Origin of the sequence: Mesorhizobium sp. B2-7-2, assembly GCF_006440775.1 — a bacterium.
In the GTDB taxonomy this organism is placed as follows: domain Bacteria; phylum Pseudomonadota; class Alphaproteobacteria; order Rhizobiales; family Rhizobiaceae; genus Mesorhizobium.
Genome location: NZ_VFTZ01000037.1, coordinates 22,096 through 35,705, shown reverse-complemented (window position 1 = coordinate 35,705; position 13,610 = coordinate 22,096). Strand labels below are relative to the sequence as shown.

Annotated in this window: 12 protein-coding genes; 7 read left to right on the top strand and 5 right to left on the bottom strand. The window is 63.8% G+C overall.

The window, feature by feature from the left end; translation table 11 throughout:
• The first annotated feature begins 34 nt into the window (after positions 1-34).
• The gene (locus FJ425_RS29675) at positions 35-1,321 is read left to right on the top strand and encodes an FAD-binding oxidoreductase (protein WP_140727725.1); all 1,287 of its coding nucleotides are present in this window, start codon (positions 35-37) and stop codon (positions 1,319-1,321) included.
• 256 nt (positions 1,322-1,577) lie between these two features.
• Positions 1,578-2,468: an SH3 domain-containing protein gene (locus tag FJ425_RS29670; protein ID WP_140727724.1), complete on the top strand. Its 891-nt coding sequence runs from the start codon at positions 1,578-1,580 to the stop codon at positions 2,466-2,468.
• Here the strand turns inward: FJ425_RS29670 and FJ425_RS29665 are convergent.
• Complete coding sequence (locus FJ425_RS29665) at positions 2,452-3,762, bottom strand: Mur ligase family protein (protein WP_140727722.1); 1,311 nt, start codon at positions 3,760-3,762, stop codon at positions 2,452-2,454. The genes FJ425_RS29670 and FJ425_RS29665 overlap by 17 nt on opposite strands.
• A 135-nt stretch (positions 3,763-3,897) precedes the next feature.
• A complete protein-coding gene (locus tag FJ425_RS29660; RefSeq protein WP_140727720.1) occupies positions 3,898-4,644 on the bottom strand; it encodes an SDR family oxidoreductase in 747 nt (248 codons plus the stop codon).
• Positions 4,645-4,950: 306 nt separating this feature from the next.
• On the opposite strand from FJ425_RS29660, the gene zwf reads away from it, so the two are divergent.
• The 5 genes from zwf (at position 4,951) to FJ425_RS29635 (ending at position 9,674) form a co-directional block, all read left to right on the top strand.
• Entirely contained in the window at positions 4,951-6,420 is a 1,470-nt protein-coding gene (zwf, locus tag FJ425_RS29655) for a glucose-6-phosphate dehydrogenase (RefSeq protein WP_140727719.1), read from the top strand.
• Positions 6,402-7,118, top strand: coding sequence for a 6-phosphogluconolactonase (gene pgl / locus FJ425_RS29650; RefSeq protein WP_140637026.1), 717 nt, complete (start codon positions 6,402-6,404; stop codon positions 7,116-7,118). The genes zwf and pgl overlap by 19 nt, the downstream gene beginning before the upstream one ends.
• A 62-nt stretch (positions 7,119-7,180) precedes the next feature.
• A complete protein-coding gene (edd, locus tag FJ425_RS29645; protein ID WP_140727717.1) occupies positions 7,181-9,004 on the top strand; it encodes a phosphogluconate dehydratase in 1,824 nt (607 codons plus the stop codon).
• 62 nt (positions 9,005-9,066) lie between these two features.
• The gene (locus tag FJ425_RS29640; RefSeq protein ID WP_210241706.1) at positions 9,067-9,396 is read left to right on the top strand and encodes a type II toxin-antitoxin system RelE/ParE family toxin; all 330 of its coding nucleotides are present in this window, start codon (positions 9,067-9,069) and stop codon (positions 9,394-9,396) included.
• Positions 9,393-9,674 (top strand): XRE family transcriptional regulator, encoded by a 282-nt coding sequence (locus FJ425_RS29635; protein WP_140544336.1) that lies wholly within the window; start codon positions 9,393-9,395, stop codon positions 9,672-9,674. Before FJ425_RS29640 ends, FJ425_RS29635 begins: the two co-directional genes overlap by 4 nt.
• An 88-nt stretch (positions 9,675-9,762) precedes the next feature.
• On the opposite strand, the gene FJ425_RS29630 is transcribed toward FJ425_RS29635, so the two are convergent.
• From FJ425_RS29630 to folD, 3 genes are all read right to left on the bottom strand, one after another.
• Positions 9,763-11,418 carry a VWA domain-containing protein gene (locus FJ425_RS29630; protein ID WP_140727713.1) on the bottom strand — a complete coding sequence of 552 codons (1,656 nt, stop codon included), beginning with the start codon at positions 11,416-11,418 and terminating at the stop codon, positions 9,763-9,765.
• 87 nt (positions 11,419-11,505) lie between these two features.
• Positions 11,506-12,513: a GlxA family transcriptional regulator gene (locus FJ425_RS29625; protein ID WP_095765643.1), complete on the bottom strand. Its 1,008-nt coding sequence runs from the start codon at positions 12,511-12,513 to the stop codon at positions 11,506-11,508.
• A 108-nt stretch (positions 12,514-12,621) separates the two neighbouring features.
• On the bottom strand, positions 12,622-13,521 hold the full coding sequence (folD, locus tag FJ425_RS29620) for a bifunctional methylenetetrahydrofolate dehydrogenase/methenyltetrahydrofolate cyclohydrolase FolD (RefSeq protein ID WP_140727711.1): 900 nt from the start codon (positions 13,519-13,521) through the stop codon (positions 12,622-12,624).
• Between the last annotated feature and the right edge of the window lie 89 nt (positions 13,522-13,610).

Genomic DNA, 13,610 nt, shown 5'->3' with positions numbered 1-13,610 from the left:
CCCCTACTCCCCTACTCCCCTACTCCCGAGCATCATGCCCTACCAATCCCCCATCTCCCCCGGTCGTTCCTGGTATGAGGACACGGTCGGATCCCGGCCTGAATATCCGGCTCTCGACGGCGACCGTATTTGCGACGTCGTCATCATCGGCGGCGGCTTCACTGGCTTGTCGGCAGCCGCGCATCTTGCCAAGGCGGGCGCAAATGTCGTCCTCATCGATGCCTATCGCTTCGGCGACGGCGCGTCGGGGCGCAATGGCGGCCAGCTCGGCACCGGCCAGCGCGCCTGGGCGGAAGAATTGGAGGCCGAATACGGCCTTTCCCGCGCCAAGGCGCTGTTCGACCTGGCCGAAGAAGCCAAGGCGCATCTGCTGGACTTCGCCGCCGCCAACGCGATCGACATCGACTATATGCCGGGTCAGCTTTCGGTGGCGCACAAGCGGCGTTATGTCGACGACTACAGGCGCCACGCCGAGATCATGGCAAGCCGCTTCGGCTACCCGCATATAAGCTTCATGAACGCGGCGGAAACCGCGGAAAGGCTGGGCTCGACACGCTATTTCGGCGGCACGCGCGACACCGGCACGGGCCACATCCACCCGCTGAAACTGGTGATCGGCACGGCGAAAGTGGCAGCCGCCGCCGGCGCGCATCTGTTCGAGCAGACGCCGTCCACCGGCATCGTTTCCAATGGCGGCAAGGTGACGGTCACGACGCCCAGGGGCACGATCACAGCCGACAAATGCCTGGTCGGGGTCAATGCCTATGGCGGCAACCTGGAGCCGGTGAGCGCGGCGCACATCATGCCGATCGGCTCCTTCATCGGCGCGACCGTGCCGCTCGGCGACACTTCCAAGGTGCTGCCGGGCGGCGAGTCGGTCGACGATTCCCGCTTCGTGGTGCGCTATTTCCGCAAGTCGAAGGACGGCCGGCTGTTGTTCGGCGGCCGCGAGATCTATGCCGTCAACGATCCGAAGGACATCCATATTCACATCCGAAGGCAGATCGCCGAACTCTACCCCGACCTTAAGGATGTCGAGATCACGCATGGCTGGGGCGGCTATGTCGGCATCACAATGCCGCGAAAGCCGTTCGTGCGCGAAGTGATGCCGAAAGTGATTTCGATGGGCGGTTATTCCGGCCACGGCGTCATGCTGTCGAACTTCTTCGGCAAGCTCTATGCCGAGACCGTTGCCGGCAATCGCGACCGCTTGAAACTGATCGAGGATCTGAAAATCCCCGCCTTCCCAGGCGGCGAGCGTTTGCGCGCGCCGCTCTTGTTCCTGGCTCTGAACTGGTTCGCGCTGCGCGACAGGATTTGAAGCGGCCGCCCGGCCGAAGTCACCGATTCGGCACTGGCGGCCTCCACGCGGCAGGTTGTGGAAGCGTTAACAGCGCGCGCAATTTCGCAATTTGGCTCACTCATGCCATAATCAGCGGTGAAAGATGCAATCATGGGCGAAAATCCGGGGATTTCGCGGGCTTTGTCCGCAGTGATTTAGGGACCGATGCTGATCGAAGCCGATCCTTACGGCAATGATCGAAAGAACGTCGGCCCGCTTGTTGGAGGTGGTTTGAGTGAACGAGCCCTTCAGTTTCGGCGCGCCGGAACGGCAGCGCTTTACAATGCAGTTCGGCTATAACGTACGGCCATCCTTCTGGCAGAAGGTACAGTCGAACGCGCATCTGGTCATTGCAGCGGTCGGCACCGCCGCGCTGATCGGCGTGGCCGCGGTGGCGCTATGGCTATGCTTTCCGGGCAGCGACCGGCAAGTGGCCGCGGCGAGTGCCGAGCAGACCGTTCCGGCGATTCCGGTGAAGACCACGAAAGTCGCTCCGGCGGCAGCGGCGGTCACCGTGGTGACGGCGCCGCAGGCCGCACGCAAGGGGGATGCAGTAACGCCCACGACGGCGGCCCGCGAAGCCAACATTCCGGCCCTGGCATCAAACAACCCCCGCTGGACGGCTTCCGACGCCAAGACGCCACCTGCCCCGGCCGAGAACCAGCCAGCTCCATCCAAGCAGGCCGCCGCCGCGGCCCCCGTGCAATCGACCGATACCGCCTTTGCCGAGGCCGATGCCGAGAACGACGCCGCGAACGCGCTGTCGCAGGTTGCCGGTTCCGCCAGCGAGACAGCAGCGGCAGCGAAGAAGCCGGGCGACACGATGGACGGCGCCCAAACCGCCGCCATTCCCGAAGCCAAGCCGCAGGTTCCAGATACGCAGCCGGCAGCGACGGACAGCTCGGCGCAGCCTGAGCCGAAAGCTCAAAAAGCCAGCGCGGCCGCAAACGGGCGCGTTTTGAGGGCCGTGACCATGCGCTCAGGCCCGAAGAAAGGTGCCGCCGCAATCGCCACGGTGCCGGCCAAGGCATCGGTGCAGGTGATGAATTGTAAGAAATGGTGCGAGATCGTCTATAACGGCAAGCACGGCTGGGTCTACAAAAGCTACGTCAAGACCGGCGCGTGAGGCCAAGCAGCCATCCGAAACGGCGTCTTCTGCGTTCGAGCCGGCGATTTGCCAGGAAGGACTTGTGTTCCTCGAACGGCACCTCGTAGAGGCCGCAAGTGGAACACCCTTCCTTCTTGCCGCACGCTGGTATCCAGCATCTGACATCGTGCGTCCAGGCAAGCGCGACCCTCTCCAGATGAAGATTGCCGGAGCTCTTCAGCAGGATCAGTTCTCCGGGGACAGCCGTCTGCTTGATGTGATCGGAGACTTCCTTCGGGGTGCGAAGCTCAATCAAACGGCCACTGTCCCGATCGGCCTGGCTGGCGCGTGAGCGGTGGGCATTGTCACCGGTATAGATGACCTCGTCGGCGACGTCGCGCGCGATACCGTAAGCAGCGCCACACTTTCTCGACGAACCGGTGTAGTCGGAAATCTGTCCAACGACGATCCGTTTGCGAACGGCCTTGGCTTTGGCCATCATCTCGAACGCAATGTTCAGCGAATGCCAGGGCGCTTTGGCGGCATCGACTATGAACTGTGGACCCCGATCGGTCACCAGCACCGTGCAGCGGTTGGCCAGGGGTTCGAAGGATGCTGTCCTTGCGGCGATCTTTTCCGGCGGGACACCAAGTTCCAACGCCGTGACGACGGCGGCGGCCGCCGGCAGCCAGAAGTGCTCGCCAGGAAATCGTGTCTGCATGTCTATGTCGCCGCCGTGCCAGCGAAGTGAAAATCTGAGCAGGTCCGGATAGGCGGCATGGATGTCTGTCACACGATAGTCCGCGGCATCCGACTGACCGAAAGTCGCCACGCGGCACCTTGCGCCCGAAGCCATGTCAAGCACATGCGGGTCGTCGGCGTTCAAGATCGCGAGTCCGCCCGGCGACAAGGCCTCAACCAGCGCTCTCTTTTCCCGGGCGACAGCATCCAGGGTCCGGAATTGAGTGACGTGCTCCAGCCTGACCATCGTTACGACCGCTACATCCGGCTTCAGCATCTCCGCCATCGGCCGGATTGAGCCGGGCTCAAACGCGCCGGCTTCGAAGACGACGTAGTCGACCTTGCCCGCACGTTTCATCCGCTTGTAGAGCGTGCGGACAAGTGCCTTGAGCGTATTGGCTAGAACTTGAGTATAGACCGTGCCGTGACCAGCCAGGATATGACCAAGCAAGCTCGTTGCCGTCGATTTGCCGGAGCTGCCGGTTATGCCGATGAAGGTCGCCTTGCTTGGCGCACGCGCACGCTCTGCCCGATAGCGACGCAATCGCCAGCCGAGGTCGTTGCCAATTTCGCGCAGCCTGAGCTTAACCACCCGCCAGTTTCCCTTAACCCGACCCGTTATCCTTTCGGGGGACCATCAAGTCAAACTGGAGCTCGGCCGGACGGCGCCAATCCATTCGTTCACCGCAACCAGGAGCGGAAACCGCGATGTGCTTCCTGGAGCGACTCAGATGCACCGGCCGCCGTCGACCTCCAGCGCCACGCCGGTGATGAAGGCGGCTTCATCCGAGGCGAGCCACAGTGCTGCGTTGGCGATGTCGAGCGGTGTCGAGAGCCGTCCGAGCGGTATCGAGGCGCGGAATCTTTCGCGGATCTCAGGCGTGTCGGCGCCCATGAACTTCTCCAGCATGCCGGTCTCGCCGGCGACCGGGCAGAGGCAATTGACGCGGATGTTCTTCGGCGCCAACTCGACGGCCATCGACTTGGTGGCGGTGATCGCCCAGCCCTTGGAGGCGTTGTACCAGGTCAGGCCCGGCCGCGGCCGAAGCCCCGCCGTGGAGGCAGTGGTCAGGATGACGCCGCCGCCCTGGCGGTCCATGATCGGCACGACGGCAAGCGCCGCGTGGTAGATCGCCTTCATATTGACGGCGGTTATCAGGTCGAAGGTTTCCTCATCGACGCCGAGCATATCGCCGTTGCGATGGGTGAAGCCCGCATTGTTGACCATGATGTCGATGCGACCGAAGGCGCTCTTGGCGGCATAGATCATCTCGTCGAATTCGGAGCGCAGGGAAACGTCGGTCTGGGTCCAGATGGCGCGCGCGCCGATCTCTTCGGCCACCCGTTGGGCGCCCCTGGCGTTGAGGTCGGCGACGACCACGCGCGCGCCCTCTTCGGCAAAGCGCTTGGCCATGCCTTCGCCGAAGCCCGACGCTGCGCCGGTGATGACGGCGACTTTGTTTTCCAGACGCATGGTTTTCCCGCTCTTTGGATTCCGCAGCTTGACGTGACTTTTCCATCTGCCGTCCGGCCCGTCGCGCGCCAGGCTACATCTCCCTTAGCTTTCGTCACATTCGCGTTCTATGCTGCAGCCGCGAACGCTTCCGGAAGCCATGGCTTGCCCGACAGGCCTGCCGGCAGCGTGAGTGTCGGGAAACGTGCGGACCGATGCAAGTGCAAGCCATTGGTCCTCGCATGTGACACCATGGCACTGGAAAATTTAAATCGATTAGAATATACCAACCACGCTGCCGGCGCCCGGCATCAAATCGGACTGACCATGACCAGCCAGATCATCCCTGTCGACCCATTCGACTTCATCATCTTCGGCGGCACCGGCGACCTGTCGGAACGCAAGCTCCTGCCATCGCTCTACTATCGCCAGTGCGGCCACCAGTTCTCCGAGCCGACGCGCATCATCGGCACCTCGCGCGCAAAAATGACCGATGCCGAATTCCAAGCCTTCGCCAAGAAGGCGATATCAGATCATGTAAAGCCTGCCGATATCGATCCGAAGGAGTTGGAGATATTCCTGGCAAGGCTCTCCTACGTGTCGGCGGACGCAACGACTGGCGCCGGCTTCGATAAGTTGAAGAAGGCAATCGGCGACAGCGACCGCATCCGCGCCTTCTACCTTGCGGTAGCGCCGGCGCTGTTCGGCGACATTTCGCACCAGCTCAAAGAGCACAAGCTGATCACGCCGAACTCGCGCATCGTGCTGGAGAAGCCGATCGGCCGCGACCTCACCTCGGCGCGGGCGCTCAACGACGCTGTCGGTGACGATTTCCACGAAGGCCAGATCTTCCGCATCGACCACTATCTGGGCAAGGAAACGGTGCAGAACCTGATGGCGCTGCGCTTTGCCAATGCGCTCTACGAGCCGTTGTGGAACTCCGCCCAGATCGACCATGTTCAGATCACGGTCGCCGAGACCGTTGGCCTCGAGGATCGCGTCACCTACTACGACAAGGCAGGCGCGTTGCGCGATATGGTGCAGAACCACATCCTGCAGCTGCTCTGTCTGGTGGCCATGGAAACGCCGTCCTCGATGGACGCCGACGCGGTGCGCGACGAGAAACTGAAGGTGCTGAGGGCACTGAAGCGCATCAACGGCAACGAGGCGCCGAAGCACACCGTGCGCGGCCAGTATCGCGCCGGTGCCTCGGCCGGCGGGCCGGTCAAGGGCTATGTCGAGGAGCTCGGCAAGGACAGCGCCACCGAGACCTTCGTCGCCATAAGGGCCGAGATCGGCAACTGGCGCTGGGCCGGCGTTCCGTTCTATCTCAGAACCGGCAAAAGACTGGCGAGCCGGGTTTCCGAGATCGTCATCGAGTTCAAGCCAATCCCCTTCTCGATCTTCGATGAAGGTGCCGGGCCGATCTTCGCCAATCAGCTGGTGATCCGACTACAGCCCGACGAAGGCGTCAAGCAGTTCATCATGATCAAGGATCCGGGGCCGGGCGGCATGCGGCTGCGGCAGATCTCGCTCGACATGAGCTTCGCGCAGTCCTTCCAAGGCCGTGCGCCGGACGCTTATGAGCGGCTGATCATGGATGTGGTGCGCGGCAACCAGACGCTGTTCATGCGCCGCGACGAAGTCGAGGCGGCATGGAAATGGATCGACCCGATCCAGAACGCCTGGGAAAGCGCCCGGCAGGAAGCTCAGGGCTATACCGCCGGAACCTGGGGGCCATCGGCCTCGATCGCGCTCATCGAACGTGACGGACGGACATGGCACGAGAGCAATTGAGCCAAGCCCGCTACGGCTGGAACGGCTTTGCCGACCGCCAGGACCTGGCGACGGCGCTGGCCGGCGAGATTGCCGACCGGCTGGGCAGCGCCATCGCGGAACGCGGCACGGCGCTGCTCGCGGTGTCCGGCGGCACCACGCCGGCGAAATTGTTCGCCGTGCTGTCGGCCACGCCGATCGCCTGGGACAAGGTCACCGTGACGCTGGTCGACGAGCGCTTCGTGCCGCCCTCCTCGCCGCGCTCGAATGCCGGGCTGGTGGCGGCGAACCTGCTCCAGAACAAGGCCGCGACGGCGCGCTTCGTGCCGCTCTACCATGAGGCGGCGAGCATCGAGGATGCAGCAGCGATGGACAGCGAAGCGCTGCGGGCGCTGCCTTGGCCGCTCGACGTGGTGGTCCTCGGCATGGGCGGCGACGGCCATACCGCGTCGTTCTTCCCGGATGCCGGCAATCTCGAGGAATTGCTCGACCTAGCCTCGCAGCGGATCGTGCTGCCGGTGCATGCGGCAAGCGGCGGCGAGCCGCGGCTCACTCTGTCGATGGCACGCATTGTGGCCGCCGGCTTCGTCGCGCTCCATATCGAAGGCGAGGACAAGCGCGCCGCATTCAACGGCGCGATGGGTCCTGGCGCGAAGAAGCCGATCCGCAGAGTGATCGAGGCGGCGCCTAGACCGATAGAGGTGTTCTGGGCACCCTGATTTCAGATGAGGACAGCCCGGCGGCAGAGGGAGGACGTTGCCGGGCTCGGAAAGGACGGACCATGACAGCCAGACGCGATATCGAAACCATCACGGAACGCATCCGCCAACGTTCGAAAGCTGGCCGCGAAGCCTATCTCGGCCGCATCTCGGAGGCTTCCAGCCGTACCGCAAACCGCGCGGTGCTGGGCTGCGGCAACCTCGCGCACGGCTTTGCCGTGTGCAGCCCGTCCGAAAAGATCGCGCTCGGCGGCGACCGCGTGCCGAACCTCGGCATCATCACCTCCTACAATGACATGCTGTCGGCGCATCAGCCCTTCGAGACGTTCCCGGCACTGATCAAGGAAGCCGCGCACGAGGCAGGCGGCATCGCCCAGGTTGCCGGCGGCGTGCCGGCGATGTGCGACGGCGTCACCCAAGGCCAGCCCGGCATGGAGCTGTCGCTGTTCTCACGCGACGTGATCGCGATGGCGGCGGCGATCGGCCTGTCGCACAACATGTTCGACGCGGCCGTCTTCCTCGGCGTCTGCGACAAGATCGTGCCCGGGCTGGTGATTGCAGCGCTCACCTTCGGGCATCTGCCGGCCGTCTTCGTTCCGGCCGGGCCGATGACGACCGGTCTCGCGAATGACGAGAAGGCCAAGATCCGCCAGCTTTATGCCGAAGGCAAAGTCGGCCGCGCCGAACTGCTGGAAGCGGAGTCCAAATCCTATCACGGGCCGGGCACCTGCACCTTCTACGGCACCGCCAATTCGAACCAGATGCTGATGGAGATCATGGGCCTGCACACGCCCGGCGCCTCCTTCGTCAATCCGGGCACGCCGCTGCGCGACGCGCTGACCAGGGAAGCGGCAAAGCGCGCGCTGGCGATCACCGCGCTCGGCAATGCCTATACGCCGGTCGGGCGCATGATCGACGAGCGCTCGGTCGTCAACGGGGTCGTCGGCCTGCACGCCACCGGCGGCTCGACCAACCACACGATCCATCTGATCGCGATGGCCGCCGCCGCAGGCATCGCGCTGACCTGGCAGGACATTTCCGACCTGTCGGAGGCCGTGCCGCTGTTGGCGCGTGTCTATCCGAACGGGCTTGCCGACGTGAACCATTTCCATGCCGCCGGCGGGCTCGGCTTCCTGATCCGCGAGTTGCTCGACGAAGGCCTGTTGCACGAGGATGTGCAGACGGTGTGGGGCGAAGGCCTGCGGCCCTACGCGGTCGAGGCGAGGCTTGGCGATGACGGCAGCGTGCTGCGCGAAGTGGCGCCGCTCAACAGCGGCGACGAGAAGGTGTTGGCGCCGTTCAAGAAGGCGTTCCAACCGACCGGCGGACTAAAGGTGCTTGCGGGCAATCTCGGCCATGCCGTGATCAAGACCTCTGCGGTCAAGCCCGAACGGCGCGTCATCGAGGCGCCGGCCAAGGTGTTCGACAGCCAGCAGGGCCTCAACGACGCCTTCAAGGCCGGCCAGCTTAGCGGCGACTTCGTCGCTGTGATCCGCTTCCAGGGGCCGAAGGCCAATGGCATGCCGGAACTGCACAAGCTGACCACGGTGCTCGGCATACTGCAGGATCGCGGCCAGCGTGTCGCGTTGGTGACCGACGGGCGCATGTCGGGCGCCTCCGGCAAGGTGCCGGCAGCGATCCATGTGACGCCGGAAGCGGTCGAGGACGGGCCGATCGCCAGGATCCATGACGGCGACGTCATTCGGCTAGACGCCGATGCCGGCACGCTGGAGGTGCTGGTGCCGGGAACGGAGTTCGCGCTGCGCCGCACGGCGGAAGCCGACCTCATCGGCAATGAGTTCGGCTTCGGGCGCGAGCTGTTCGCGGGCTTCCGGCTACTGGTCGGGCGGGCCGATCATGGCGCCGCCGCGTTTGGAAATGCCTGATCTCTCGGTCCGTGTGAAAAGCAACTTGCGCTGACTATACAAAATTCTGTATAGTTGCCGGCGTGAAGATGCTTAAATTCCAGGGCAGCGCCCTCAGTGATCTGCGCGCCTTTCCAAACTCGGCGCGGCGTGAAGCAGGCTACCAGCTCGACAAGGTGCAGAACGAGCAACTTCCGACCGACTGGAAGCCTATGACAACGGTCGGCAAGGGCGTATTGGAAATCAGAATTAGGGATGAGACCGGCGCGTTTCGCGTCATCTATACCGCCAAATTTGCCGACGCGATCTACGTACTGCATTGCTTCCAGAAGAAGACGCAGAAGACCAGCAAAACAGATTTGGATTTGGCCGCGAAGCGCTACGGCGATCTCATCAAGGAGCTAGGCCAATGAGCAACGAAACTTTTGCAAGTGTGTGGGATGCCATCGAAGACACTCCCGCCGAAGCAGAGAACATGAAGCTCCGCTCCACGCTCATGATGGCGCTGGAGCGGCATATTCGAGCAAAGGGCTGGACGCAGGCCGAGGCCGCGCGCCGGCTTGGCGTAACCCAACCGCGCGTGTCCGATCTCCTGCGCGGGAAGATCAACTTGTTCGCCCTCGACACCCTCGTCAATATGGCAGTCGCGGCAGGGCTTCACGTCGAAGTGCGGGTCTCGGACGCTGCCTGACCGGCACAGCCAAGTGGCATTCCGCGACAGCAATATTCGCGGAATGCTCACGCAATAGGGACTGGAATGTCGGATCCCGTTGCGGTCACTACTGCACAATGATCTCGGTGCGCTCACCGGCCTTGATCGTCACCGGCATTTCCTTCTCCTGGCCTTCAGCCGACATGTGGCGCACGACCACATAGTCGCCGGCGGGGATCGCCTGTTGCCAGCTATCACCGTAAGTCAGACCCAGCGACTTGCGTTTGCCTTCGATGTCCTTCTTCGACGAGAGCACCTCGATCGAGTAGGCGCCGGGTGCCGACATCGCCAGCACGCCGGCATCGAGCGCGACCTTGATGTCCTGATTGTCGCCGGCCTTGATGCTGAAGGGCTGCTCGACGACGGCGAGATCGAGCGTCGTGAGCGCGACATAGTCGTCTGGCGGCAGCCAGAACTTGCTGTCAGGTCCGTAGGAATGCTCCACGCTTTCACGCGAGCCGTCGATCTTCTTCTTCGCCTTGACGACCTCGAAGCCGATGCCGGAATTGTCGGCCTTGTCGCCGCCGGCGGTGTAGTAGGCGTTGAGCACGGCATGACCGACGCCGACGACGATGTCCTTCTCGACGGCCTGCCCGGCGGCAAGCTGGACCGTCTCCGTCGCCGTGCCGGCGCCGATCTGCACCGTCACCTTCTGCTCGCCGGCGGGGACGGTCGCCCTGGCGTCGCCATAGTGCGTGGTGCTGCCGCCAGGATAGGCGAAGTCGATACGCGCTTCGCCGCTGATCTCCGAGCCCTGGCTAGCATGCGGATGGATGACCAAAGTGCCGGCGTTCAGCGTGAACAGCGGGCTGTAGGTCTTGCCAGCCTCTATCTTGATCTTCTGCTCGCTCCTTGCCTCGTCGTCGCGGCCGACGACAAGGTAGTCGCCTGGCTCGAGATTGGTCTTGAGCACGCCATATTCGGTCATGACTTGGTCGCCGCGCGTGCCGTCGGACTTCGCCTTGTAGATCTCCCAGGCATTGCCGTCGGTAATCGGATCACCGCCCTCGGCCATGACCACGCTCGGCGTGAAATTGAATTCAGGCTTGGCCGGCTCGGGCGCGGGAGCCGGCGCCGGTTCGGGAGCCGGCGCCGGAATCGGAGCCGCGACGGTCTCGACCAGCGCCTCCTGAAGCGCCTTCTCGTCGGAGGCCTGGATGTATTTGCCGCCGGTGTTTTCGGCGAGGCAGGCGATCTGCTTGCCTTCGTCGGCGGTCAGGCCGAAACCGACGACGTCGGCGGTGAAGTCGACGCCGCTTTGCTTCAGCTCCTTGCCGAGCGCGCAAGGATCGCCGCCGCAGGTCTCGAGCCCGTCGGTGATGAGGACGACGGTGGCCTTGTCCTCGGTGTATTTGAGCGCTTCCGCCGCCTGCTTGACGGCGGCCGTGAGCGGCGTCTTGCCGAGGAATTTCATGCTGTCGGCTGCTGACGAGATGGCGCTGGCTGAACCGGCCTGCGGCGGCACGATCAGCTCGATGTCGTCGCAACTGCCTTTGGTACGATGGCCATAAGCCATGAAGCCGATCTCGTCGTCGGCGGGAACCGACTGAAGCACCGTGCGCAGCGATTCACGCGCGATCTCCAGCTTCGGCTTGCCGTCGATCTGGGCCCACATCGAGCCTGATGCATCGAGGATGATGATGACCTTGTTGGCGGCAAAGCCGAAACTGGTCATCGACAAAAACAGGAGCGCCGCAGCGACGCTCCGTATCAGTCCCGCCATGGAAATCTCCTGAGAGCAACCCTCGTCCGCGTTGCGAAAGCTATTTGAGGCGGCATTCGGAGACAAGTCCGAAGGCCGGCGAGTCACTCAATAAGTGGTGCGCCGCTCTTCCGATGGCGGACGGCCGAACTGCAGCCGGTAGCTCTGCGCGAAATAGGAGTGCGAGGTGAAGCCGGTGGCGATCGCCACGTCGAGGATCGGCATGTTGGTCTGGCGCAGCAATTCGCGCGCGCGTTCGAGCCGCAGCCGCATATAGTAGCGGCCGGGGGTGACGCTCAAATGGCGCAGGAACAGGCGCTCGACCTGGCGCACCGACAGCCCCGCCGACTTGGCGAGCTGCACCGCCGACAGCGGTTCGTCGAGGTGATCGGCCATCAATTCGACGATGCGCCGCAGCTTCTCCGACTTGCCGGTGAGGTCCCGTTCGGGGCCGACGCGCTGGCGGTCGCCGGCCGAGCGTATGCGCTCGTGCTGGAACTGATTGGCGACGCCGTTGGCGAGGTTGGAGCCGAAATCGCCGCGCACGATCTCCAGCATCAGGTCGATCGAGGTGGTGCCGCCGGCGCAGGTGTAGCGCTTGCGGTCGATCTCGAAGACATTGCCGGTGCAGTTGATGTCGGGGAAACGCTCCATGAAGCCGGCGCGGTTCTCCCAATGGATGGTGCAGCGATAGCCGTCGAGCTGCCCGGCTTCGGCCAAGAGATAGGACCCGACCGACAACGCGCCGAGCGCATTGCCGCGCCGGCCCCAGCTGCGCAGCGCCGCAAGAACTTTGCTCTTGCCGGGAAATTCGATGGAGAGGCCGACCGAAACGAACAGGATGTCGACTGGCGGCATGTCGGCGACCGAATAGTCGATCTTCAACGGCAGGCCGTTCGAGGCCATGACCGCGTCGCCGTCGGCCGAGATCGTCGTCCAGCCATAGAAATCGCGGCCGAGCAGTCGGTTCGCCGAACGGAAGCAGTCGATGGCGGCCGCCAGCGAGAACATCGAGAATTTGTCGACCAAGAGGAAGCCGAACTGGCGGCCGCCCTGAACGGGATCGCTCGTGATCGGCCGCTCGAGAACGGGATGCGACTGGTTCGAGTGGGGCATCCCGCTCTGTCCCTTTATTTCAGCCGCATTTGTGCGGCGCCAAGTGGTTCCACTTGGCTGCAAAATGCTGGGGAGCGGTCAAGTTCGGCAATGCCGAGGCTTTCTCAATCAGAAGGACGGCCGCTTCAACCCGGCCGCGAGGTAGGCGGAAGCTACAGTGTTCGCCATCAGCATGGCAATGGTCATCGGCCCGACGCCGCCCGGCACCGGCGTGATGGCGCCCGCGAGCTTGGCTGCTTCGGCATAGGCGACGTCGCCGACCAGGCGGCTCTTGCCTTCGCCCTTTTCGGGCGCGGGGATGCGGTTGATGCCGACGTCGACGACGGTCGCGCCGGGCTTGACCCAATCGCCTTTGACCATTTCCGGACGGCCGACGGCGGCGATCAGGATGTCGGCGGTGCGAGCCAGCGCCGGCAGGTCCCTGGTGCGGCTGTGGGCAATGGTGACCGTGCAGTTGGCGGCGAGCAGCAGGTTGGCCATCGGCTTGCCGACGATGTTGGAGCGGCCGACGACGACGGCGTTGAGGCCGGAAAGGTCCTTGCCGCGCACGCGCTCGATCAACAGCATGGAGCCTGCCGGCGTGCAGGGCACGAAGGCGGTGTCGAGCTCGCCGGTGCCGAGCTTGCCGACATTGATGAAATGAAAGCCGTCGACATCCTTTTCCGGCGCGATCGTCTGGATCACCTTGCCGGCGTCGATATGGCCGGGAAGCGGCAGTTGCACGAGGATGCCGTGGATCGACTTATCGGCGTTGAGATCGCCGATGATCTTCAGCAATTGTTCTTCGGTGGTGTCGGCCGGCAGCGTGTGCTGGAGCGAATGGAAGCCGCATTCCTTGGCGGTGCGCGATTTCGAGGCGACATAGACCTGGCTTGCCGGGTCTTCACCGACGATCACCACCGCAAGGCCGGGCTTGGTGGCTCCTTTGGCCGACAGCTCCGCGGTCAGAGCCTTGACCTTCGAAACCACGTCCTCGGCGACACGCTTTCCATCAATCACTTCGGCCATCACTAACCCTCAGCTTCGCTTCGAGGCCGCATCGATGCACGGCCCCATTTCCCCGATCGGCATTGTCGATCCGCCAAAGCGAGACGCTT